At 59.8% G+C, this 20,178-nt stretch carries 31 protein-coding genes; 6 read left to right on the top strand and 25 right to left on the bottom strand.

The window, feature by feature from the left end:
* Nucleotides 1-2: 2 nt before the first annotated feature.
* From AWB69_RS50750 to AWB69_RS50745, 7 genes are all read right to left on the bottom strand, one after another.
* Complete coding sequence (locus AWB69_RS50750) at nt 3-74, bottom strand: GpE family phage tail protein (RefSeq protein WP_407923029.1); 72 nt, start codon at nt 72-74, stop codon at nt 3-5.
* 74 nt (nt 75-148) lie between these two features.
* Complete coding sequence (locus AWB69_RS11035) at nt 149-457, bottom strand: phage tail assembly protein (RefSeq protein WP_062084935.1); 309 nt, start codon at nt 455-457, stop codon at nt 149-151.
* A gap of 88 nt (nt 458-545) precedes the next feature.
* Complete coding sequence (locus AWB69_RS11030) at nt 546-1,055, bottom strand: phage major tail tube protein (RefSeq protein WP_062084934.1); 510 nt, start codon at nt 1,053-1,055, stop codon at nt 546-548.
* A gap of 26 nt (nt 1,056-1,081) precedes the next feature.
* Entirely contained in the window at nt 1,082-2,257 is a 1,176-nt protein-coding gene (locus AWB69_RS11025; RefSeq protein WP_062084933.1) for a phage tail sheath protein, read from the bottom strand.
* A 48-nt stretch (nt 2,258-2,305) separates the two neighbouring features.
* On the bottom strand, nt 2,306-2,635 hold the full coding sequence (locus AWB69_RS11020) for a hypothetical protein (protein WP_062084932.1): 330 nt from the start codon (nt 2,633-2,635) through the stop codon (nt 2,306-2,308).
* Between the two features lie 28 nt (nt 2,636-2,663).
* Nucleotides 2,664-3,050: a tail fiber assembly protein gene (locus tag AWB69_RS48630; protein ID WP_197500209.1), complete on the bottom strand. Its 387-nt coding sequence runs from the start codon at nt 3,048-3,050 to the stop codon at nt 2,664-2,666.
* A 2-nt stretch (nt 3,051-3,052) separates the two neighbouring features.
* Complete coding sequence (locus AWB69_RS50745; protein WP_156528807.1) at nt 3,053-4,417, bottom strand: hypothetical protein; 1,365 nt, start codon at nt 4,415-4,417, stop codon at nt 3,053-3,055.
* Nucleotides 4,418-4,429: 12 nt separating this feature from the next.
* On the opposite strand from AWB69_RS50745, the gene AWB69_RS50740 reads away from it, so the two are divergent.
* Nucleotides 4,430-4,819: a hypothetical protein gene (locus AWB69_RS50740; RefSeq protein WP_156528806.1), complete on the top strand. Its 390-nt coding sequence runs from the start codon at nt 4,430-4,432 to the stop codon at nt 4,817-4,819.
* A gap of 53 nt (nt 4,820-4,872) precedes the next feature.
* Here the strand turns inward: AWB69_RS50740 and AWB69_RS11005 are convergent, their stop codons facing one another.
* The 16 genes from AWB69_RS11005 to AWB69_RS10935 all read right to left on the bottom strand — a co-directional run bounded on the left by AWB69_RS11005 (nt 4,873) and on the right by AWB69_RS10935 (nt 13,848).
* Nucleotides 4,873-5,415: a phage tail protein I gene (locus AWB69_RS11005; RefSeq protein WP_062084930.1), complete on the bottom strand. Its 543-nt coding sequence runs from the start codon at nt 5,413-5,415 to the stop codon at nt 4,873-4,875.
* Nucleotides 5,412-6,332 (bottom strand): baseplate J/gp47 family protein, encoded by a 921-nt coding sequence (locus tag AWB69_RS11000; protein WP_062084929.1) that lies wholly within the window; start codon nt 6,330-6,332, stop codon nt 5,412-5,414. The genes AWB69_RS11005 and AWB69_RS11000 overlap by 4 nt, the downstream gene beginning before the upstream one ends.
* The gene (locus AWB69_RS10995) at nt 6,329-6,691 is read right to left on the bottom strand and encodes a GPW/gp25 family protein (protein ID WP_062084928.1); all 363 of its coding nucleotides are present in this window, start codon (nt 6,689-6,691) and stop codon (nt 6,329-6,331) included. The genes AWB69_RS11000 and AWB69_RS10995 overlap by 4 nt, the downstream gene beginning before the upstream one ends.
* On the bottom strand, nt 6,688-7,344 hold the full coding sequence (locus AWB69_RS10990; protein WP_062084927.1) for a phage baseplate assembly protein V: 657 nt from the start codon (nt 7,342-7,344) through the stop codon (nt 6,688-6,690). Before AWB69_RS10990 ends, AWB69_RS10995 begins: the two co-directional genes overlap by 4 nt.
* Nucleotides 7,345-7,428: 84 nt before the next feature.
* The gene (locus AWB69_RS10985; protein WP_062084926.1) at nt 7,429-7,890 is read right to left on the bottom strand and encodes a phage virion morphogenesis protein; all 462 of its coding nucleotides are present in this window, start codon (nt 7,888-7,890) and stop codon (nt 7,429-7,431) included.
* A complete protein-coding gene (locus AWB69_RS10980; protein ID WP_062084925.1) occupies nt 7,883-8,323 on the bottom strand; it encodes a phage tail protein in 441 nt (146 codons plus the stop codon). The genes AWB69_RS10985 and AWB69_RS10980 overlap by 8 nt, the downstream gene beginning before the upstream one ends.
* Nucleotides 8,316-8,555, bottom strand: coding sequence for an Rz1-like lysis system protein LysC (gene lysC, locus AWB69_RS49260; protein WP_231937058.1), 240 nt, complete (start codon nt 8,553-8,555; stop codon nt 8,316-8,318). The genes AWB69_RS10980 and lysC overlap by 8 nt, the downstream gene beginning before the upstream one ends.
* Nucleotides 8,443-8,877 (bottom strand): Rz-like lysis system protein LysB, encoded by a 435-nt coding sequence (gene lysB, locus AWB69_RS10975; protein WP_063977786.1) that lies wholly within the window; start codon nt 8,875-8,877, stop codon nt 8,443-8,445. Before lysB ends, lysC begins: the two co-directional genes overlap by 113 nt.
* On the bottom strand, nt 8,874-9,674 hold the full coding sequence (locus AWB69_RS10970) for an N-acetylmuramidase domain-containing protein (protein WP_062084923.1): 801 nt from the start codon (nt 9,672-9,674) through the stop codon (nt 8,874-8,876). Before AWB69_RS10970 ends, lysB begins: the two co-directional genes overlap by 4 nt.
* Before the next feature lie 2 nt (nt 9,675-9,676).
* Entirely contained in the window at nt 9,677-9,943 is a 267-nt protein-coding gene (locus tag AWB69_RS10965; protein WP_062084922.1) for a phage holin family protein, read from the bottom strand.
* A 3-nt stretch (nt 9,944-9,946) separates the two neighbouring features.
* On the bottom strand, nt 9,947-10,285 hold the full coding sequence (locus tag AWB69_RS10960) for a putative holin (RefSeq protein ID WP_062084921.1): 339 nt from the start codon (nt 10,283-10,285) through the stop codon (nt 9,947-9,949).
* 16 nt (nt 10,286-10,301) lie between these two features.
* A complete protein-coding gene (locus AWB69_RS10955; protein ID WP_062084920.1) occupies nt 10,302-10,508 on the bottom strand; it encodes a tail protein X in 207 nt (68 codons plus the stop codon).
* Nucleotides 10,508-11,083, bottom strand: coding sequence for a head completion/stabilization protein (locus AWB69_RS10950; protein ID WP_231937057.1), 576 nt, complete (start codon nt 11,081-11,083; stop codon nt 10,508-10,510). The genes AWB69_RS10955 and AWB69_RS10950 overlap by 1 nt, the downstream gene beginning before the upstream one ends.
* Nucleotides 11,084-11,119: 36 nt before the next feature.
* On the bottom strand, nt 11,120-11,779 hold the full coding sequence (gene gpM / locus AWB69_RS10945; protein WP_062084971.1) for a phage terminase small subunit: 660 nt from the start codon (nt 11,777-11,779) through the stop codon (nt 11,120-11,122).
* 2 nt (nt 11,780-11,781) lie between these two features.
* Nucleotides 11,782-12,786, bottom strand: coding sequence for a phage major capsid protein, P2 family (locus tag AWB69_RS10940; protein WP_062084918.1), 1,005 nt, complete (start codon nt 12,784-12,786; stop codon nt 11,782-11,784).
* Between the two features lie 45 nt (nt 12,787-12,831).
* Nucleotides 12,832-13,848 carry a GPO family capsid scaffolding protein gene (locus AWB69_RS10935; protein WP_082913348.1) on the bottom strand — a complete coding sequence of 339 codons (1,017 nt, stop codon included), beginning with the start codon at nt 13,846-13,848 and terminating at the stop codon, nt 12,832-12,834.
* Nucleotides 13,849-14,011: 163 nt separating this feature from the next.
* Here AWB69_RS10935 and AWB69_RS10930 point away from each other — a divergent pair, with 163 nt between their 5' ends.
* Together AWB69_RS10930 and AWB69_RS10925 are read left to right on the top strand one after the other, a co-directional pair.
* The gene (locus AWB69_RS10930) at nt 14,012-15,793 is read left to right on the top strand and encodes a terminase ATPase subunit family protein (RefSeq protein WP_062084917.1); all 1,782 of its coding nucleotides are present in this window, start codon (nt 14,012-14,014) and stop codon (nt 15,791-15,793) included.
* Nucleotides 15,790-16,827 carry a phage portal protein gene (locus AWB69_RS10925; RefSeq protein ID WP_062084916.1) on the top strand — a complete coding sequence of 346 codons (1,038 nt, stop codon included), beginning with the start codon at nt 15,790-15,792 and terminating at the stop codon, nt 16,825-16,827. The genes AWB69_RS10930 and AWB69_RS10925 overlap by 4 nt, the downstream gene beginning before the upstream one ends.
* 263 nt (nt 16,828-17,090) lie before the next feature.
* Here AWB69_RS10925 and AWB69_RS10920 read toward each other — a convergent pair whose 3' ends face one another.
* A complete protein-coding gene (locus AWB69_RS10920; protein ID WP_062084915.1) occupies nt 17,091-17,486 on the bottom strand; it encodes a hypothetical protein in 396 nt (131 codons plus the stop codon).
* A gap of 209 nt (nt 17,487-17,695) precedes the next feature.
* Here AWB69_RS10920 and AWB69_RS10915 point away from each other — a divergent pair, with 209 nt between their 5' ends.
* The 3 genes from AWB69_RS10915 to AWB69_RS10905 are packed head-to-tail and all read left to right on the top strand — an operon-like array spanning nt 17,696 to nt 19,152.
* Entirely contained in the window at nt 17,696-18,163 is a 468-nt protein-coding gene (locus tag AWB69_RS10915; RefSeq protein WP_063977785.1) for an NUDIX hydrolase, read from the top strand.
* Nucleotides 18,164-18,187: 24 nt separating this feature from the next.
* Complete coding sequence (locus AWB69_RS10910; protein ID WP_062084914.1) at nt 18,188-18,865, top strand: MgtC/SapB family protein; 678 nt, start codon at nt 18,188-18,190, stop codon at nt 18,863-18,865.
* Between the two features lie 14 nt (nt 18,866-18,879).
* On the top strand, nt 18,880-19,152 hold the full coding sequence (locus AWB69_RS10905) for a hypothetical protein (protein WP_062084913.1): 273 nt from the start codon (nt 18,880-18,882) through the stop codon (nt 19,150-19,152).
* A 156-nt stretch (nt 19,153-19,308) separates the two neighbouring features.
* Here the strand turns inward: AWB69_RS10905 and AWB69_RS10900 are convergent, their stop codons facing one another.
* The gene (locus AWB69_RS10900) at nt 19,309-19,950 is read right to left on the bottom strand and encodes a hypothetical protein (RefSeq protein WP_062084912.1); all 642 of its coding nucleotides are present in this window, start codon (nt 19,948-19,950) and stop codon (nt 19,309-19,311) included.
* Between the last annotated feature and the right edge of the window lie 228 nt (nt 19,951-20,178).

Below are 20,178 nucleotides of genomic sequence, written 5' to 3'. Positions count from 1 at the left end.
ATCTATTCCGTTCCGTTGCGCACGCGGGCGCGTTCTCTCCACTCACTCAATTCGCCGAGAGTCAGCTCGTCCATACCGAACGGCGAACAGTGAAAGACGATCGCTATATCGGCCATCGCCTCTTCGACGCGATCGGGTAAGCCGTGCTCTAGCTCGCCCGCTTCGGCAGCAAAAAACCGGCAAACACCACGCCCAATTGCACCAGGTCGGCCGGGTCCAGCAAGTTCACGTCGAAAGCCGTCAACGTGGGCGTGGCGATGCGCGGCAAGACTTTGCCGAGGGCGTCCACGTCCAGATTGACCAGGGCATTCAGCGACGTGCCGCGCAGCTCGCCAGAGGTCGGCTTGCGCAGCGTGATCGAGTTGATGACTTGATCGCCGCGCGTAATCGGCGTATCGAGTTCTACAGTGTTCGGGTTGGCTTCTTCGGTGCCTTGTTCGATTGCTTGTTCGTTCATTTGATTTTCTCTGCAATGGGTTCGGGTGCTGATTGCTCGCCTGGCGTTCACCAGGCGAGCGAGGCGGGGTTAAACGTGGATGCCTGGCTTAGAGGCCGATAGCGTTGCGCAGCGACGCGAGCAAGTCCTCGCCGTTCACCTTTTCGACCATGTTGATAAAGTCGATTTCGATAATCGTCGTGCCGTTAATCGTCAGCTTGTAATAGCTGCACTGCGTCGAGACTTTGAACGCGGTATCGTCGGCGGCCTTACCGTTGCCAAAGTCGATTTCAGTGTGTCGGCCACGCACGACGATTTCGACGGCATCGGGGCGGGCCGAGTCCTCGGCCTGGTAGGCGCCCGCGAAACGGAGTTGCACGCCATCGTGTTTCATAATCCCGTACTGTTCGAGGGCCGAGCGCATGATTCCGCCGCACGTCCATTCGAGCACGATCTTTTCGTTACCGAAATCAATGCCGATCGGGCCATTCATGCCGCCGGCGCGATAGTCCTCCATCTTTCGCGTGAGCTTGGGCGGGGTCACTTCGGTGACTTCGCCGCGATAGTTCTCGCCGTTTTGAAACAGGTTGAAAGCCTTTAGCTTTTTCGGCAATGCCATGTTTTCTTACTCCTGGTTGAACCGGGTTAGGCCTGAATGCGCGAGGCGAAGTCGGCGAGGTAACGGTCGGTGATGCGCTGGCGCAGCAGCAGGTTTTCAATCGGCGGAACCGGCGTGTAGTCGTAATCGATGTAGAGCTTTCCGCTCTTGAGCGAGTCGACGGTGTTCGGTTCTTCGTCGTACCAGGCCGAGCCGCCGATCAAATAGCCGTTTGCGACCAGCTCGCGAAACTTCTGGTTGATGCTTTCGATTAAGTCACGAACAAGCGAGGGGTGCATGTCCTTATCGACGTATTCGAGATGCGCCTCGGCCATCGTGTCGGCGAGCACTTGCGCGGTGCGCGTGTAGTTCTCAAACGCGAACAACGGGTCAGACGAACAGGTGCGCGAACCCCAGAAGCGAAAGCCTTTACCCGGATTCACGAGCGTCGTTACGTCTTGCTCATTCAAATAGCCCGCATCCGTCGCCGGGTCTTGCAGATCGAAAAACACGTCTTGCGAGATACCCGTTACGCCATTGACCGGGACATTGGAAAGCGTCTTATGCCAGCCCGTTTCCTCGTCGATCTTGGCGCGCAGGCCGAGGGCCGCAGCGGTCGCCGGCAGCGTCGACGTGATGGTCGTCACGGTGTCGAAAGCGGTGAAGTCCGGCCAAATGACCATCACTTCGCGCTGTGCGAAGGTCTTGCGATAGGCGGTCGCTTCCTCTTTCGTCTTGGCGCCGTTGGCCGACACGTAGGCAAAGCCGCGCAGCTTTTGCGCGATCGATGCCAGTGCGACGGCGACTTCAGACGTATCGAGGCCAGGCACGCCCAGGATGCGCGGTTTAACGCCGAGCTTGGCTTGCGCGGCCAGCAACGCATTCATGCCGGTGTATTTGCCGTCGACACTAACGCCGCCGATGATTGCGGCCGAGGTCGCGGCCGCGTCCTGGGCGGCAGCGACACGCACGACGACACAAACCGGCTTCGTCTGTGCGGCGATCGCCTTGAGGGTCTTGCTCAACGTGCCGAGCTTGCCGGCCTTCGCCTGGGCCGAAATGACGTTCGTGATGAGCACAGGCGTATCGAGCGGGAATGCGAGCGGGTCGGCATCTTCAGCCGTCGCAACAAAGCCGACAACGGCCGTTGATACGGTGCGAATCGGGCGCGTGCCTTCGTTGATTTCGAGCACTCTTACGCCGTGGTGGTAATCCGTAGGCATGGGTTTTCCTAGTCCGTAGAGGTGAGGGGAAACGGGGGCGTGGGCGTGTTAGTCGACGATTTCAGCGTCGGCGAACAGGTAACGATTCGGGTTGCCGATGGTCGGATCAGATCCATCGACCGGCGCAGCGGGTACGGGCTCCGCGAGTTGCGCCTCGCAGAAGGCGACGGCATCGGTGCCGTTCGAAGGAATGCCGGCGATCATCACGTTTGCCATGCCGATCGATTGCAAGTTGTCGCGTGCCGCTTGTTCATCGTAGAAACTGGCGATATCGATGAACGTGGTCTTTGCTTCCACGTCGACCGCATAGCGACGAACCTTGTGGTATGACGCCGGCGTGCCGATCGATGCGATGCGGATTGTTTTTTTCAAAGGCATTTTGTTTTGCTCCTGGTTGCGTATGGGATTACTGCGGTAAAAGAGGCCAGTCGATCGACTTTGGAAAACCGGCCTGGCTCGTTATGTCGCGCAAGGCCTGGCGGTAGACGGCGTATTTCGCCTTCACCGCGTCCGGTATGTCTTGGGCTTGTGTCCAATCGGTTTGCGCGATCAACGCGTCGCGACGCTCGCGTGCGGCCATCGCTTCATAGGTGTCGCAATGGCACTCTTGATATCGGGCCTTCATCAGCTCGATATCCGGTTGCAAAACGTCCTTGTTCATCCATCGAAAAAGATAGGCATCGGCGCGTTGATTTCCGTCTTTGTCGAGCGGATGAGCGACGAGAAAATCGACGCCGTGCTTAAGTCCGAGTTCTTGCTCAATAGCGTGAGCGAGTTGATCGTGCGAAATCATGGTTATTGGTTCCTTAGCCAAACGACGCGCATATAAATTCGGTTGTTTCCGCCGACCGTGCGCAAGCCTTCCAACACCCAAGGGCCGCCGGCGTCCACCGTTACATCGGCGCCGGTCACTACTCCGGCGAGTTCGGAAACGCCGCTACCCCATTGCACTTGTGCGCTTTTCGTCGCGGCCCAATTGTTGTAATTGCTCGTGGTCATCAGCGCGCCGAGGTAACTGTTATCGGCGTATATCTGGTGATTCGCGCCATCCCAACTAATCGTCACCTTGGCAGTGCTATCGCAACAGACGTATCCGTATCCGCCGTTGTTATTGCCGTTGCGGATCGGGGCTTTTGAAGCGGCGTTGTTGTTGGCGTTGTTAGCCAGGTTGACGGCGGTGTTGGGATCGAAATTGCCCTCGTGAAAGAGGCGATATCGAACGTTGCCCATCGAGCGCCCGCCAACCGCCCATTGGTTGTCAGTGTCCAGGCCGAAATAGGCGGCAAATGAACCTTGGCGGTGAAACTGCATCACGGCCGACGCAGACTGATTGCCGTCATTGCCGATCGTGAGCGCTACGTTGTCGTTGTTTCCAGATTGGGAGATTCCACCAATGCCAGGGGGGTTAGCCGAACCGAAATACAGGCCCGTCGTGGTTTGACCGGTGCGATTGCGTAGATAGTCGCCGGCAGCCTGGTAGCTTCCCGCTGGTTGATAGTTGCCAGCAGGTTGATAGGCCGCGGGATTGAAGTTGCCGGCGTGCCAAACGCGGTTAATCGCAGGGCCGGTGTACAGCTCGGCGCCAGGCATAACGTAACTGGTCCCGTCAAAATTAACGTACCTATTGCTGGCAGCGTTGAGAAACACGACGCCTGTATTCGGGTTCCCGTTCCATCCGCTTAAGTGCAGTCCGCCGCTATCGACAAACAGGTCGCCGCTCATGCGATCGCCGGTTTTGGCGACGCGCGTATTCGGGTCAAAGTTGCCGTTGTCCCAGGGTGTCAGGCCGCCCGCCCAATTCGGGCGAGCACGCGGCAACGAGAGCACGCCGGCATCGTTGAGTTGCAGGTTCCACGCGGTCAACGCTTGATTGAGGAAGCCGAGCAGCCCGCTCGCATCGGCGCGCATGCTGGCGGTGTAATTGCCGTTTTGAAACGCGAGGGTCGCGTTTGAGACGGTCGTGTTTCCCCTCAATATCCCGCCAGTGAGGTTTAGTTTTGCATCGAGCGCGGATTGCAGCCCGTCAACTTCGACGATCGTGTGACGGTGGCCGACATTCGATTTCGTCGCGAGTGCGGGGGCGAGGGCCGATTGCAAACCGGCCGGCGTTACTGCGCGTTGCGTGTCGGTGCCGGCGATCGCCTGGGCGTTCGTCGCCAATTGGACAACGCCTTGGCGATCGGTGGTCGCCGGCGGGTTCGTGAAGGTCGCATCGCCGAAAGATATTTGCGCCGTGTCGATCGACTTGAACGCCATATCGGCCGCGAGCAAAAGCATTGCCGCCGGCGATTTCTCCATGATTGGCGTGGCCTGGCTGTAGGTGCCAAACAGCACGCCGTTTTCGAAGTACAGGCCGAACCCGTAGAGCGTGTATTGATCGTCCGTATCGTCTTTGAGCGTGACGTGAATCATGTCGGCCGCGACGTTATCGCCGGCAAGCGTGGTAATGCGCTTGCGCTCGCCTGGCAGCACTTTGAGCGTCTTATCGGTCGAGTCAAAGGCGACGGTGCTCACGCCGATTTGCGTGACTTTGTGCGCAGCAGTGCCAGTGTTGCCGGGTGAGACGAGCGCAGCTCTACCGGCGTCGGTGACAGTAAAGAGATTTCCGGCCATGTTTATTGATCCGTGAAAGAAAGACGGCGATACAGGGCCGGCCGCACGGCGCCGACAACGCCGAGCGTTCCTTGCATGCCGAAACCCTGGGTGAATGAGTAGTGAGCGCGCACGGGCTTGGTCCGGTCGATTTCCGCGATGATGTCGGCGATAAACTCGGCGGTCGGGGCTTCGCCGGCGCGTGATCCAACAGTCAGAACAACGTCGAACGTTCCCGGCTTGCCCTTGGGTTGCATCTCGAACCATTCGCGCAGCGCAATGTTTCCGCCGAATGCGGCGACGACTTCGCGCACGGCCGCAGCAGTGCCGTTTTTGCGGGCGATCGAGATAGCGGCCTTAACGCGGGCGCGCTTCACTTGCTCGGGCCAATAGTCTTTCCACGCATCGATTCCCAGGTGCCAGGCAAGCCACGGCAGCAACGCGAGCGGGATCGTGTCGGGGTTCATTAGCTGCGCGATCGGCGTCGGGATATCCGATATGCGGGCGTTGACCGTGGCGAGGTTGCGCTCGGTCGTGGTCGAGTTAGGGGCGAGTAGCTTGCTCATTCCGTGCCCCCGTCATAAACACCGCCGTCGATCAGCTCGATCAGCTCGCAATAAGCCGCTTGAGCTTTCGATACAGCAATGCCGCCGATCGGCGAAATGAGTTTCACCTTTTGAACGCCTGGCGCACGCATCGCCGAGAACAAACCATCCTCGGTTATTTCCATGCCCATACGGTGCATTTCGTCCGTATATGCGGCCGTGCGTTTTTGCGCTTCCTTGAGCACGACGGAGCGATCAGGGCCGGCGAAGAAAATGAGCGTCGCGCGCGCCTGGTAGCGCAGAATTTGCGCACCGCGTACCGTTACTTCGTCAGTCAACGGGCGCACGTTGTCGGCCTGCAGGGCGGCCGTTACCTTGTCGACCAGCTCTTGCGATGCGGTGCCGTCGCCTTCGCGCGACAGGATCGTTACGACGACTTCGCACGGTGCGGGACTCGTGGCCGAGGCATCGAGCACGCGGCCGTCAGTGTTCAACGCATGCGAGATATATGCGCCCTCGGGACCAGCGACGGAATAGCCTTGCGGGGCGAGCTGCGTGCGCTTGCGCAAGTCGGTGTCCTCTTCATAGACGCCCTCAATGTCGTTTGCCGGGTCAGGTTCGACGATGGTGAGGCGCTTGATACCGAACAGGGCCGCTACCTGGTCTAGATCCTCTTTGACCGCGTAGGCGAGCATTACGGCGCGCGCGGCATCGTTGACGCGTTGACGCAAGACGACTTCGCGATACGTGCTTTCCTGCAATTGAATATTCATCGGCTCGGATTCGAGTTCGAGCGCGGCCGCGACTTCGGCTTGATCGTCGGCCGGATAGAGCGAGACGAGCCGCGCCTTGCGCTCGGCGAGCAACGTTTCGTAGTCGATGACTTCGACAACGGCCGGAACAGGTAGGCGCGAGAGGTCGATCGGGGTCGCGCTCATGCCGCACCGCCGTTCGTGAGCTGCACGCGGGTCGATACCTGGTCGCCCGATTCGGTTGTCGTGCCTTCAATGTCGAGCACTTGCACGCCCGCGCCCGTCTCGCTCACGTCCGTCGAGAGCTGCACGCGGGTGAGCCGCAAGCGGGGTTCCCATTGCATCAGCGCGGTCGCGACAGCGGCATACAGGCGCACGCGGGTCGTGAGGTTGTTCGGGGCGTCGACAAGATCGGGCAGCTCGGAACCAAAATCGCGGCGAGCGATACGCGTGCCGAGCGGGGTCGTCAGAATCTTTTCGATCGATTGATACAGGTGTGACAGGCCGAACGTAGCGCGCCCCGTCTTGGCGTTCATTCCTTTCATATCGGTTCGCTCACTGGTTTGCCGTCGCCCTGTTCCATGTGCGAGTGATGTGCGCCGCTCTTGCCGCCGGCGATCACGTCATCGCTTACGGCGACGGTGCCGGAAATGACCATTGCGGGGCCGCCGCTTTGGCCGGCCTTTCCGCTCACGCCGTTCTCGAACGAAAACGGGCCTTTCACAACCATCGAGCGAGTAACTTCCACGTCCGCATCGAGCGTTACTTTGTCGGCCTTTACGTTGGCGGTTTTCGTATTGATATTCACCGCGTCGGGGGCGGTGACATTGACCGTTGCGCCGGCGGGTAAATCGACGTTGAGAATGTGAGCGGCAAAGTCGTATTCGACGAGCGCACCGTCGCGATATCGTCGAATGTGTTTATTGGGGTCGAGGCTCGGCGATTCGAAATCCTCGGTATAGAAACCGCGCAGTGCGACGGCTTGCGCCGGGTCGCCGCTCGGGCACAACAGCATCACGCCTTCGCCGATCGAGGGCGCAAGCCACTCGATCGTTTCTCCGGCACAAGGCACGAACCATTGAATCCAGTCGGTAGTTAAATCGCCGCTCTCTACGCGACACAACGCGCCGGACAGACCTATCACGGTGCCTTTGCGTATGCCGTTCAAAAATTGGCGTGTGGATTCGTTTGAGTTCATTCCCCAATGGTGCCGAGCACGCACGCGCGAGTCGACACGGCGCGGTTGTTCGCGCCTTGGGTACATAGTTAGAGAGCCGAATGATTATTTGACGATGTGTTTAAGCAACATATCGCGAATCATCTCGCGATCAGCGTCGCTAAATCCGACCAGCACACGGGCATCGTATTTGTGCTCGGGGCCGCCCTTTGCGACGCGATCGGTTAGGCCGTATTGGTGCACACGCGCGACGCGCGCAATGCGATCGGAAAACCCGACAGTCACGCTAACCGCGTCGGATTCGGCGCGCAGATATTTCGCCTGGCGTAGCTTCGCAAACATCGCCCCGTTTTTGATGCGGCCTTGCTTGCCGCGCAGCTTCTTTACATGCCTCGGCTTGCGGGGCGCATAGGCGCTACCGTCCGGGTTCTTTTGCTGCGCGATGCGCGCCGTTTGAGTGCGCCGCAGCTCGCGCGCGATATCGCGCAACGCCGCGCGCCTGGCGGGCGCTTCGAGCTGGGCGAGCAAGCGCCCCGCCCAGGCTTCGAGGGCGCGCAGTTCATCCATTGCCGGCGAACAGCGTGTCGAGGGTCCATTCGGGCACAGGCTCGTCGATATGCGTGATCGTGTGCGCGCCGGCCTGGTCGGTGTCGACGATCACGCCCTCGGTGAGCGAGAGCTTGATCGACAGGTCAAACGTTGATTGCGTCAGGTGATCGACTTCGAAAGTGATGCCGTTCGCCCGCTCGTCGACGTTGGCGAGTAAGTCGGATTGATTGCGTTGAACCCAGGCCATCAGCGCGACGAAAATCGTGTCGGCGTCGCCGGCGAAGTCGAGCAGGATCGCATTGAGCACGAAACGATATTCGAACGACAGCGACGGCGCGGCCGTGGCGACGATGCGCCCTTGATCGATGAAAACGAGCAGCTTGTCGGGGTCATCGTTGAGCGAGGGAACGGCCGAGGCCATCGCCTTTCGAAAGCTGGCGGCCTTATTCATGGGTGCCGCCCAGGGCGCCGGCCAGGTCGTTCGCCTGGCAAGCGACAACCATATCGACGCGGGCCGCACAATCGCCCCAGGCAGCGCGCGCCACGTCGAGCGCGTGCGCCAGGTCGCCGTTACGGCGCGGCGACATTGCCGGCATCGTGCATGCCGTTACCGGCGCGCATTGTTGAAAGGAGGTCGGCGGTTCCGGTGAGCGCGGGGCTTGTGTACAGGCGCACAACGTCATCAGGGATAGCGCCATCAGCCCAGGCGCGCACGGTTTCGCTTTCATGCTTCAAAGCCTCTAGTTCGGTTTCACGAGCGGCCAGGTCGGCCGCGACGCCCTGGCGGGTGCGTTCGAGCTGCGCGAGCTGGCGGGCGTGCTCGCGCTCGGTTTTCTGTAACTGCGCGATCGTGGCGTCGCGCCGGTCGACCGTCTCTTGTGCCGTGCGTGCGGTGTCCTGGGCGGCCGCCAGGTCGCCGCGTAGGGCTTGGACATAGAACCAGGCGCCGACGAGCGCCAGGGCCGCCACGAGGCACGCAACCAGGCGAGCGGCCATCGCATTCATGCCGCCGCCTTTTCGCGCTCGGCATACTTCGCATACGCCTGGGCGAGCTTCGTGTCGTACATGTTGCGGGCGTAATCCGCCCCGTTGTAGCCCTTGGCGAAGGCCGCCCACTTCTTACCCTTCAACGCGGCCAGCAAGGCCGTGTCGGCCGCGATAAAGCGCACAAACGAGTCCAGGTGATCGCCTTCGCTTTGCTGCATGCGTGCGACGAAATCGGTAATGCTCGAATACTCCAAGCGCTTCCAGTTAAAGCCCATGACTTGGAACGCGCCCCAGCTCGTCGACTCTTGCGCGGCGTCCGAGTGAATGCGTTCGGCCAGGGCAAGGCGCGAATATTCGGCCGCCCCGCCCAGGTATCCGCCGGCGGTGCTCGATACGATGTTCGGATATTTCACGGCGAGCGGCGCCGGGTCGATCTTGCGATCGGCCAGGGCTTTATAAAACTTGTGGCGCTCGAAAAGGATCTTTGGCCGGCCGTCAGGCAAGAAACCTTGTCCGCGTGATTCGACTTCATTCACGGCGCGCACACACGCGACCGACACGCCCAGGGTGCCGGCCGCTTTCACCAGGTCGGAATCTTTCAGGTGTGAAGGCAGCGCCAGGCCTGGCAAAGCGATAAGCGTTTTCGGGCCGACAATGCCATCGATCACCAGGCCGCGAGCGCGTTGCAGCGCCATCACCGCGGATTCGGTTGCGTGGTCGAAAATGTGCGTCTCATTGACGGGAAAGCCCGCACGCGTGAGGCGCTTTTGCAGCAAAGCAACATCGTCGCCTATATCGCCGTATCTCAGAATCATTGTTATTCGCTCCTAAGCAGGCGCGCGACGTTGCCCCGCACGCCAAAAACGAGAATCGTAAAAAGGATCGCCCGCACGGCTTCGAATACGCCGATAGCTTTTGCGTGGATCGCCAGCTCGATCGCAGAGCCGCCCAGGACCACGAGCAAGAGCCATGCAAACCAGGCGACGTGATGCCGATAGCGCGCCCCGTCTCGGCGATAAGTGAGGATGCGAAACGCCGCGAAGGTGTAGGCGATCAGCGCGATCAATGCGAGAGGGTTGTGCATAGGTCAGCCCCTTTTGAACAACGCCAACAGGTCGAACGTTTTCACTCGCTCGATCAGTTGCAGCGTCACCGTGATCGCCAGCGCGGCCGCGAAGAAAGCAGCAACGCCCGTGCTCTTTATCGGCGTCCACTGCACGACATCAGACGCGGCCAGATATCCAGCAATTGTTGAAATCACCAGGTAGGCGAAACGCTTGCCGATCGATAGGTCTTTCGAGGTCACGACGACGAGCGCGGCGCCGGTGAATGCGCCGATCAGTGCATTTCCGTCGACGCCAGGAAACAAGCTGGCAATGCCGATGCTGGCCGATGCGACGGCGAGCGCGGTACTAGGTTCGGCCATAGCGGCGCACTCCTGGTTAATCCCAAAGTTTTACGGTTGAGATGGTTGGTTGATCGTTCGGTGCTTCTGGCAGGTCGACGGCTTGGCCGTGCGGCAATATCGGGCCGAGGTCGGCAAGCCCCGCATTCAATTCGAGCGTTGCCTCCACGACGCCACGCGTGCGGCCGTAGTGGCGATAGCAAAGGGAATCGACGGTATCGCCCTGTTGTGCATAAACGCGCATCAGATCAGCTCTATCGTTGTGCGCGAGAGGCCGCGCATATCGTTGATCGCGTGGCGCGCGTTGCGGCGATCGGCGTCGATCGTTGTCACCAGCTCGTCGGCATCAGCGGCGCCCGACTTCGTGCTATCGAAGTCGCGATATTTTTCGGTCAGGTCCGCACGGGCGAGGAAATAGACAGCGCGGCGATATCGCGCGAGCTGCACGCTCTCACCGCCGATTTTGTCGGACGGCAGCTCGGCCAGGCTTGCGACGTTCGCGGCCTGGTGCGCAGCTCGCCAGGTCGACAGCTCGCGATTTACTTCGTCGATTGCGGCGATCACCGCATCACGCAAGCGGGCATGTGTCACGGTGCCGTCGAGCCGCACCGCTTCGCGCATGGCGGCCAGGTCAATAGGCGGAAACCAATCGATGTTTTCGACAATCAGCGACGCGGCCGGCGGGGTCGGTTCGGGGGTAATGCTCGGCGCGGCGATCGCGTTAAAACTCGTCATGGCTTCAGCTCGGAAAATGTGGGCGGTGGGCCGGCGTCGGAAATGCGTAACCGTCAGGCGTTGCATTTCGTCGGCCGGCGCCACCCAGCCGGGGGGGCTAGTTACGTGCGGTCGGCGGTATCAGCCGGCCGCATTGCTCGCTTTTTCAATACGAGCAATGTCTTGCTTTACGCCGACGCGCGAATCGAGTTCGAGCGCACGGCGTAGGTGTTGGAGGGCGAGCGCGCTATCGGTGCTTTGCACGGCGTAGCCGATCGCCTTGTGCATCTTGGCGCGCACCTGGTCGTGCATGTCGGCCGGCGCGGTGAGTTCCGCGACTTCGCCGAGCTGCAGGAAATCGATCGCAATGCCCTTTTTGAAATCCGCGAGTGCCGCCTCGGCGAATTCCTCCGCGATCGCGGTCGCGAGCGGCCGGTCGTATTGATCGGGCAAGGTCATGCGGTGCTTGATCGCGTACCGGGCGATATCGAGCGCGCCGGCATAGTCGCCCGCATCGATGCGCCAGATCATCACCGTGGTTAAAACGTCATCCTGGGCGCCCCGCCCGCCACTTAACGAGCCGGTCACGTAGTCGACGTATTCGGGTAACAGCTCGTCGCGCTTTACCTTGATCTTTTGTTCAATCGAGGCAATCGACTTCAAGCGGCGCCGATCGGTCGACAGCTTTACAAGCATCAGCTCATAGGCGTTTGCGCCGGCGAGGGATTCGCCAGGCGCGGCCGAGGCCGCAGCTTGTTCGGCCGACACGCGTTCAAAATGGCGTTGGGCGGGGCTTTTCATCATTAGACCGCCGTGATGTTTTCGACCATGCAGCCGGCGCCGAAATCTTCGACGACATACGCATCGTTGCTCGATTCGAAGTTCTCGATACGGTCGCGCTTGGCGTTGTCGACGATCGTGCGACGGCGTGCGCCCTCTTGCCAGTAGATCGACAAGTTATCGAGCCGTTGAACCATCATGGCGTTGGCCGGGAAGTAAGGAACGGACACGGCCGGCAAACCGCCGATGCGCTTCTGACTCACGATCATGTCGGCCGCCGCTTGCTCGGTCGGCTTGTTGTCCTGGTTCAGAATCGGGAAATACTTATCGTGCAGCAGCTCGCGGCCGCAGATCACGACGAGCGCCGTATCCTCGCGGTGCCATGCGTCCACCAGGCTGTTCACCGCGTCATACACCAGGGCGTCAAGGTTGGCGTAATCACCGCCGGCGCCGACTTGCACCTTACCGGCGGCCTTGCCCTCGGCCATCACGCGAGCCGCAGCTTGATCGCGATACGCTTGCAGCCATCCGATATTCACGTCTTGCAGCAACGGGTTTGTACCGCGATTGGACGTTGCCGCGCGCGTCTTGCCGTTGAAACCGATCGTGATGCGATCGAGCGCCATGCGTTGCACGATCGCGTCACGCAAGCGGGTTTGAAAGTCCGCGAATTTCGCCCAGGCGTCGAGCTTCGCATACGGCACATGCGAATCGAAGTTCGTTTGCGAGGCGAAATACTTGTGCGAGTCGATATCGGTCGGGTCGGTCGTTTCGCGGTCTTTCACCTTCGTGTCGGTCGTGCTCGCGATCGGGCCGCCGATGCCGAGGCCGAGCTTTTCGCCCTGTTGTTCCGAAACGGGCATCACGTTGATTTTCGACAGGAACGTGCTCGATTCCTGCATGCGCGTTTCAAGCTTTTGTTGCACGCTCGGGTCGACCGCAAACTTAGCGGCCGCGCTCGGCACGCCGTTGAGTTGCGCGATTGCTTCCAGGTAGGCATTGAAAGCGAGGCGGGTTTTGTTCTGCATGTTGTGTGTTACTCCAAGGGTCGAGGAAGTGCCGAGGGGGTCGGTTTAGCAGTCGGTTTTGATTTCGGCGTTGGCGCCGGTTGCCGCCGGCCGCAGGGGTTGGCCGTTGCCGGTTGTCGAGAGCTGCGTTTGCAGCTCCGCGAACGCTTGGCGATCGCGCTCGCCGGCGGCCGTCAGCTCGGCGACGGTCGCTTGCAGGGCGGCCAATGTCGCGGCCTGGTCGTTGCCGTGCGTGGCGATCGCTTCGACCGCTTGCGTTACGTCAGCGAATCGCGTGTCGTCTTTGGCGCCCTTCTCTTTCGCCAGGCCGAGCAGCTCGGCAACGCGAGCGAACAGTGAGGGCGCAGCCGGCGCCGGTTCCGCTTCCAGCTCGATCACCGTTTCGTCGGCGACCGTAAAGAGGTTCGTCGGGCTTACCTTGCGACTCGCGAACGGCGAGGCCGCCGGGTTTTGAGCTGCGAAAGAAAGGATTTCAGTTCCGAGGCTCGCCGGGCTATCGGTCACGGCCAGGCCGATCAAATAGGCTTGCTTGGTGTCGGCGAAAGACGGGTCGACTTCGCACGAGGTATAGATTTTTTGCTTGGCCTTCGTCAGCGCGACGAGTTCGGGCGTCGGGGCAATTTGCGCATAGAGGCCGAGCTTTCCAGCGAGCACGCCCGTTTCGTCGCGGGTTTCGAGCGCGAGAACGTCGCCGTATGCCTTGAACGGACCATCGGGAATGATGCCGCGATAGTGTTCGAGATTCAGACGTGCGCCGTACAGCTCGGGGCTGTAGTTCTTCGCCATTTGCGTGAGCCATTCGCGCGAGATGTTGCGGCCGTCCGTGGTCGCGCCTTCGACAGCAATGCGGAAAAACTTCGTTGCCGCATGCTTCACCGTGTCGGCGTTCGCGCCGGCCAGTGCAACGGAACCGATACCCAGGGCGCCCAGGCCATGCGCAGCGAAATCGATTGGTGCAAGTACGGTGCTCACGGCGAGCGTCGCCGCGTGTGCGTCCATCGTGAAAGCGAACGCGATCGCCGCAACGGCGAACGACATAAGCGACAGCTTGCGAGATTGCATCGTTAGGTCTCCAACAGGGTTATTACAGGGGTCGTTTAAGGGTTCAACGTGAGTTCACATATTGCGTTCGAGGGCGCAATGTCTCAATGAGCGGCGAGTGTTTTCGCTTTGGATACAAACACTTAGGCTCCTTGCGCGCGCGCGTCGCGGGTACGCTTACCGCATGCTCGAAACTGCCGACATTGCCCCCGTTCTGGAAAACAACGCCGACCCTCGCCGTATAGCCCGCGCGCTCTACTGGCAGGGTTGGCGCGTCTCGTCGATCGCGAAACACATTGGAGAAAAACGCCCTACGGTCGAGGCGTGGAAACAGCGCGACAAGTGGGCCGATGCCTCGCATGCCGAGCGCATCGAGACGGCGATCGAAACGCGCCTCATGGTGCTCATTGCGAAGGACCAGAAAGACGGCCGCGACTTCAAAGAGGTCGACTTGCTCATGCGCCAGATCGAGCGCACGGCGCGCGTGCGCAAATACGGCGAGACGGGGAAAGAAAGCGACTTGAACCCAAATATCGAGGCGCGCAACACGGCGCCCCGAAAGGAGAAGGCAACACGTAACGCGATCAGCGACGATCAGGCGCAGCAGATTCGCGAGGCCTTTCTCGATTCGTTATTCGACTATCAAAAGGTTTGGTATCGGCAAGGCCATCAGCGAACCCGCAACATCCTCAAGTCGCGCCAGATAGGCGCTACCTGGTATTTCGCACGCGAGGCCTTAGACGACGCGATCAACACGGGCCGTAATCAAATTTTCTTGTCGGCCAGCAAGGCACAGGCGCACGTTTTCAGGCAGTACATATGCCAGTTCGCCCGCGAGGCCGCAGACGTTGAATTGACCGGCGAGCCGATCGTTTTGCCGAATGAGGCGATTCTCTATTTCCTCGGCACGAACGCGCGCACCGCGCAGAGCTACCACGGCAATTTTTATTTCGATGAATATTTTTGGGTCGGCGGATTCCAACAGCTCAACAAAGTCGCCTCGGGCATGGCGATGCACAAGCAATGGAGAAAGACGTATTTTTCAACGCCATCGAGCATAGGACACGGCGCCTATACGTTTTGGAGCGGCGAGCATTACAACAGGGGCCGCGCAAAGGTCGATCACTTGCATATGGACGTAACGCACAAGGCGCTCGCCGGCGGGCGTCTTTGCGAGGACAGGCAATGGCGTCAGATTGTGACGGTCGAGGATGCCGTGTTCGGCGGTTGCGACTTATTCGATATCGACGAGCTGCGCCTTGAATACAGCGCCGAGGAATACGCGAACCTGTTGATGTGCCAGTTTATCGACGATACCGCGTCGATTTTCCCGCTCGCCGACTTGCAACGCTGCATGGTCGATTCCTGGGATGAATGGGCCGACGACTTCAAACCGTTCGCCGGCCGGCCGTTCGGATATCGCCCGGTTTGGGTAGGTTATGACCCTGCCCTATCGGGCGATTCCGCCGGCCTAATCGTGCTCGCACCGCCGGCCGTGCCTGGTGGCAAGTTTCGCGTGCTGCATAAGTGCCAATGGCGCGGCATGGATTTCGAGGCACAGGCCGAGGCAATTCGCCAGGTCACACAGCAATACAACGTGACGTATATGGCGATCGATACGACAGGCATCGGCCAGGGCGTTTATCAGCTCGTGCGCCAGTTCTACCCGCACGCGGTCGCACTCAATTACTCGCCTGAAGTGAAAGGCCGCCTGGTGCTCAAAGGCCTAAACGTGATCGGCAAGGGCCGGCTCGAATTCGATGCCGGTTGGACCGATTTAGCTCAATCGTTTATGGCGATTCGAAAGACGATGACGGCGAGCGGCAAGAAAGTCACGTATGAGGCCAGCAGGAACGAGGAAACAGGCCACGCAGACTTAGCGTGGGCGTGCCTGCACGCGCTCGGAAACGAGCCGTTAGAAGGCATCACCGCAAACAATACCGGCTTTATGGAGTTCTCAAATTGAGTAAGCGCAGACAGCACACGCACGCCGCACCGCCGGCCGCACCTTCAACCCCGCCCAAGGCCGAGGCCTTCACGTTCGGCGACGCCATGCCAGTGATGGACCGCGCCGAAATACTTGACTACGTCGAAACGTGGGCCGCCGGTCAGTGGTTCGAGCCGCCGGTGTCGCTCGCCGGCCTGGCGAAATCGTTTCGAGCTGGTGTGCATCACAGCTCGGCGATTTACTTTAAACGCAACGTGCTTTCGGCCACGTTCATTCCGCACAAGTTGCTCACGCGCGAGGAATTCGATAAGTGGTCGCTCGATTTCCTGGTGTTTGGCAATGGATACATTGAGCGGCAACGGTCGAGGCTTGGCGGAACCCTCGCGCTCAAACGCGCACCGTCGAAATACTTGCGCCGGTCGACAGACTTGCAGAAGTTTTACCAGGTCAACGGGTGGCAACAGCAACACGAGTTCGAGGTCGGCTCGATCCATCATTTGATGGAGCCGGACATTAACCAGGAAGTGTATGGCTTGCCTGAATATCTCGGCGCCCTACACGCGGCCTGGTTGAACGAGTCGGCGACGCTCTTTCGCCGGCGGTATTACGAGAACGGTTCGCACGCGGGTTTCATCCTGTACATGACCGATGCGGCGCAAAGTCAAACCGATGTTGACAACATGCGCGAGGCTTTGAAGAACAGCAAGGGACCGGGCAATTTCCGAAACCTGTTCATGTACGCGCCGAACGGAAAGAAAGACGGCATCCAGCTCATACCCGTTTCGGAAGTCACGGCGAAGGATGAGTTTTTCAACATCAAGAACGTGACGCGCGACGACTTGCTCGCAGCTCACCGCGTACCGCCGCAGCTTATGGGAATCGTGCCGAGCAATACCGGCGGTTTCGGTGCGGCCGACACGGCCGCGCAAGTGTTCGGCGCGAACGAAATCGAACCCCTGCAAAGGCGATTTGCGCAGCTCAATGAGTGGCTTGGCGATGAGGTTGTGCGCTTCAATCCCTATTCGATCAAGACGTCGAACTCCATCGCGTAGGCGACCAGGGATTCATCCCAAAGCGGCGCGCCAAGAACGGCAATTGTCAGCGCCAAGCGCGCCACAACGTATATGGTCAGAGTATCTCTGATCGACCAGCAAGCGCCGGTCGCGTCGAATCAGCGGATGGTCGCTTCCAGGGCAGGGTGAGATCGTGACAGTCGATGCCAGGTTTTTCGCCTTGGCTGCAAACGTGCCGACATAGGCGGCACGGTCAGCCCCCTTTTTCCGATAGCTCGACGATCATGTCGGTTTCGGCCCAGTCAATCTCGCCGCCCTTGACCTGCGTCGCTCTTGCTATTCTCCTCACGCTCGCCGGTCGGCAGGTTGTCCTGCGGATTCTCCGACTCGCGATGCGGCGATTTTTTCCTTGTGAACAGCCGTCTTCCGATTCGATCAGCGCCGTCTCGCAGAGGAGTCCGCATGTACCAGGGCCACCAGGCAAGGTGGTAGAACAACAGGCATGCTCCCCGATACCCCCGGAGCCACTTCCGACTGATCCCGTCAATCGGGAAGCTTTCGAGTGTGCGGTGCCCCAGCGACATAACGCCAATCGTCATCCAGGCGACAGCGATCATCAGAGTTGGAAGCGACAAGGCGCACGCCGCGATGAACAGGGCAAGCGGCAAACAGATCTCAAGTGCCGAACGCGTTTTCATTGCCTGTTCTCCCCGTCAACGGTGGACTGACTTTTAGCTTACTCCACTGTGCAAAAATAGAAGGACCAGATCGATCAACGTCGTTGTGCCAGCGAGGTGCCTCCACAGCGCGTCATCGTGTCCTTCCGGCCACTTCGGCAAAACGGACGCTCGCGGATGGTCCATAATCCGCCTTTAAAGCAGCCGCCGCGTGTCCTATAGGGGAGAGAATGAAAGCTAGGGCGACCATCATATGCATCCGGGACGGCAAAGTGCTTTTGGTCGCGCGCGAGCGGTCGCGGTGGTCGTTACCCGGCGGCACCATAAAACGTTCCGAGTCGCCGCTGGACGCAGCCCGGCGCGAACTGCAAGAAGAGACTTCGCTTGTTGGTGCGGAGGTCACCTACCTGTTCCAGTTTGGCGGCCTCAGCAAACGACATCTCGTTTTTTTCGTCGATCTTCCTCAGGACGCGTCCCCCGAACCGTGTAACGAAATCTCGAAGTGCAGGTGGTTCAGCCCGACCAAAATATCGACGCTCGTCACAAGCATACCGACCCGGGAAATCGTGGATCTCTTCCTTACGCACGAGAATCGCGGCGAAACGCCGTCGGTGGTCATCGATAAACCGGACGGTCCCGGAAACGGGACGGGCCAGACCCACACCCCCGTCGCCGACACGGCTTCACAGCCGATTTAACACCAAAATATCAAGGGGTAGTTCGTGATCGGCAATATCGAGCTTCTATCTCGCCTCGTCCTGGCGGCTCTACTCGGTAGCGTCATCGGCTTCGAGCGCGAAAGAATGAACTGGGCAGCAGGCTTGCGTACGCACATGCTTGTATGTGTCGGTGCGGCGTTGATGATGCTCGTCTCTGCGTTCGGATTTGCCGATGTGTTGGGAACGAAGAACGTCGTGCTCGATCCTTCCCGGGTCGCTGCCCAAGTCGTGTCGGGCATTGGTTTCCTCGGCGCGGGGTCGATCCTGATGCGTGGCGAAATCGTGCGCGGGTTGACGACCGCCGCCAGCCTCTGGTCGGTCGCAGGAATCGGTCTGGCGGTCGGCGGTGGCATGTACACCGCAGCCATCGGAGCGACGGTCATCATCTTTATCATTCTTGCCGGGGTGAAGCCGCTCGAGCGTCGCTTCATTTCGGTCAAACAGCAGCGCAATATAACCCTGGTGGTCGAACGCGGCAGCGTCTCACTCGACAGTATTCATAACGCTCTGGGTACGGGAAGTGTTCGAGTGAAGCAGTTCATCGTCCAGCAATCTGACGACGCCCCTGAACTCGACGAGGTGCAGGTCGGGCTATCACGCGCGACAGACAGCGAGTTCGCGACGATCCGTACACGGCTGGCAGCAATGTCGGGTGTCCGTGAATGCCGGAATGGCAGTTAAAAGCGGAGTAGGCCATGACGCGTACATACGAATATCACGGCTATACCCTGGTTGTGGCCGTCGAATCCGACTTAAGCTGGGGGCAGGCTGGCGGAACTCCGGCGCGTGTGGGCTACGTGGCAATAGTCAGAATCTTCCAGGCAGGTAATGCCATCGCGGTATTTTCACCGCTGCGTTTCGGGGAGGCCGGCGGTCGCCCGTTTGCGACAGAAGCAGACGCCTTGATGGGCGGTTACAGCGCTGCGCGGCGAATTGTCGATGATCTTTTTAGTCAAGAGAGCCAATAGTGTCCGAGCGCCAATCGGCGAGCTAACGTGACTGGCAGTGGCTTAACGATGTTCGGTGCAGTTGAGCGTTGAGACGCTCGATTTGCTTGAGCCGAAGTCCACTTGCAGCTGATTCGCGACGATCGCGATAGGACGAGGGACAACGCAAGACGTCCATTAACGTTCGACATGAGGCGTTAGACCTAGCGTTTCGATGAATTGCTCTGGGTCGTGCAAGGGCGGACGTTGTTCGATGTGTGGTAAGTAGCGCGATGAGTCTGGTCCCCAGTCGAAGTACAACCCCACACCAGGTCTATCCAGTTGGGCGGCAAGGTCCGACGTGACTTCGAGTGGCTGAGAGAAAAGCAGCTTATGCGCCTTGTCACCCACGAGGCGAGTGTGCACGCCAAGCTGATAATGTCCCGCCAACCACTTAAAGTGGCTTCCGTCTTCCGGCATGAGGAAATGATGATTGGCAGCAACGCCAGTCTCGCCGACGAAGAGGCCACTACCTCTAACGAGTTTGTTGGTCTCGCCATGCACCCAGATATTGAAGTTCTGGTGGGTTTCGGATCGCGAAAGCGAGATATGCATACTCTCAATGATTCGCCCGCGCTTCGAGGTGGCAAAGAGCAATGTCCGCAGATAGATCTTTGGATTTCCGTCGCGGCCGCCTGGACGTGGCGTGTCGGGGCCGAAATATATGACCGTTGGCTGAGTCATTCGCACTGTGCCGCGGCGAAACAATGTCAACCACGCCGTGATCGCAGAGACGGCAAGGGCCAAGACTGAGACTGTGAGCGGGATAGGGTCGGTCATGCGGAGTCCAACTTAGTATTAGAGGGAATTTCCACCGCATAAGGTGAGACTCGCCGCCGAATGGTCTGTCCAAACAAGGCCAGCTTACTCGACCAGCGTGCATTTTATCCCACTAAGCGGGGTAGACCTGGCGACGAACTCTCGTTGCCGACCGCACCTCGCCTTCACGCAATTCTCTGAGACGTCAATGGATTCCAAAAATCTTCCGCGCCGCGCGCGAGATGACTC

It is taken from the genome of Caballeronia udeis, assembly GCF_001544555.2.
Lineage (GTDB): Bacteria > Pseudomonadota > Gammaproteobacteria > Burkholderiales > Burkholderiaceae > Caballeronia > Caballeronia udeis.
The sequence above is the reverse complement of the archived record's forward strand: the minus strand, read 5'-3'. Positions and strand labels throughout refer to the sequence as shown.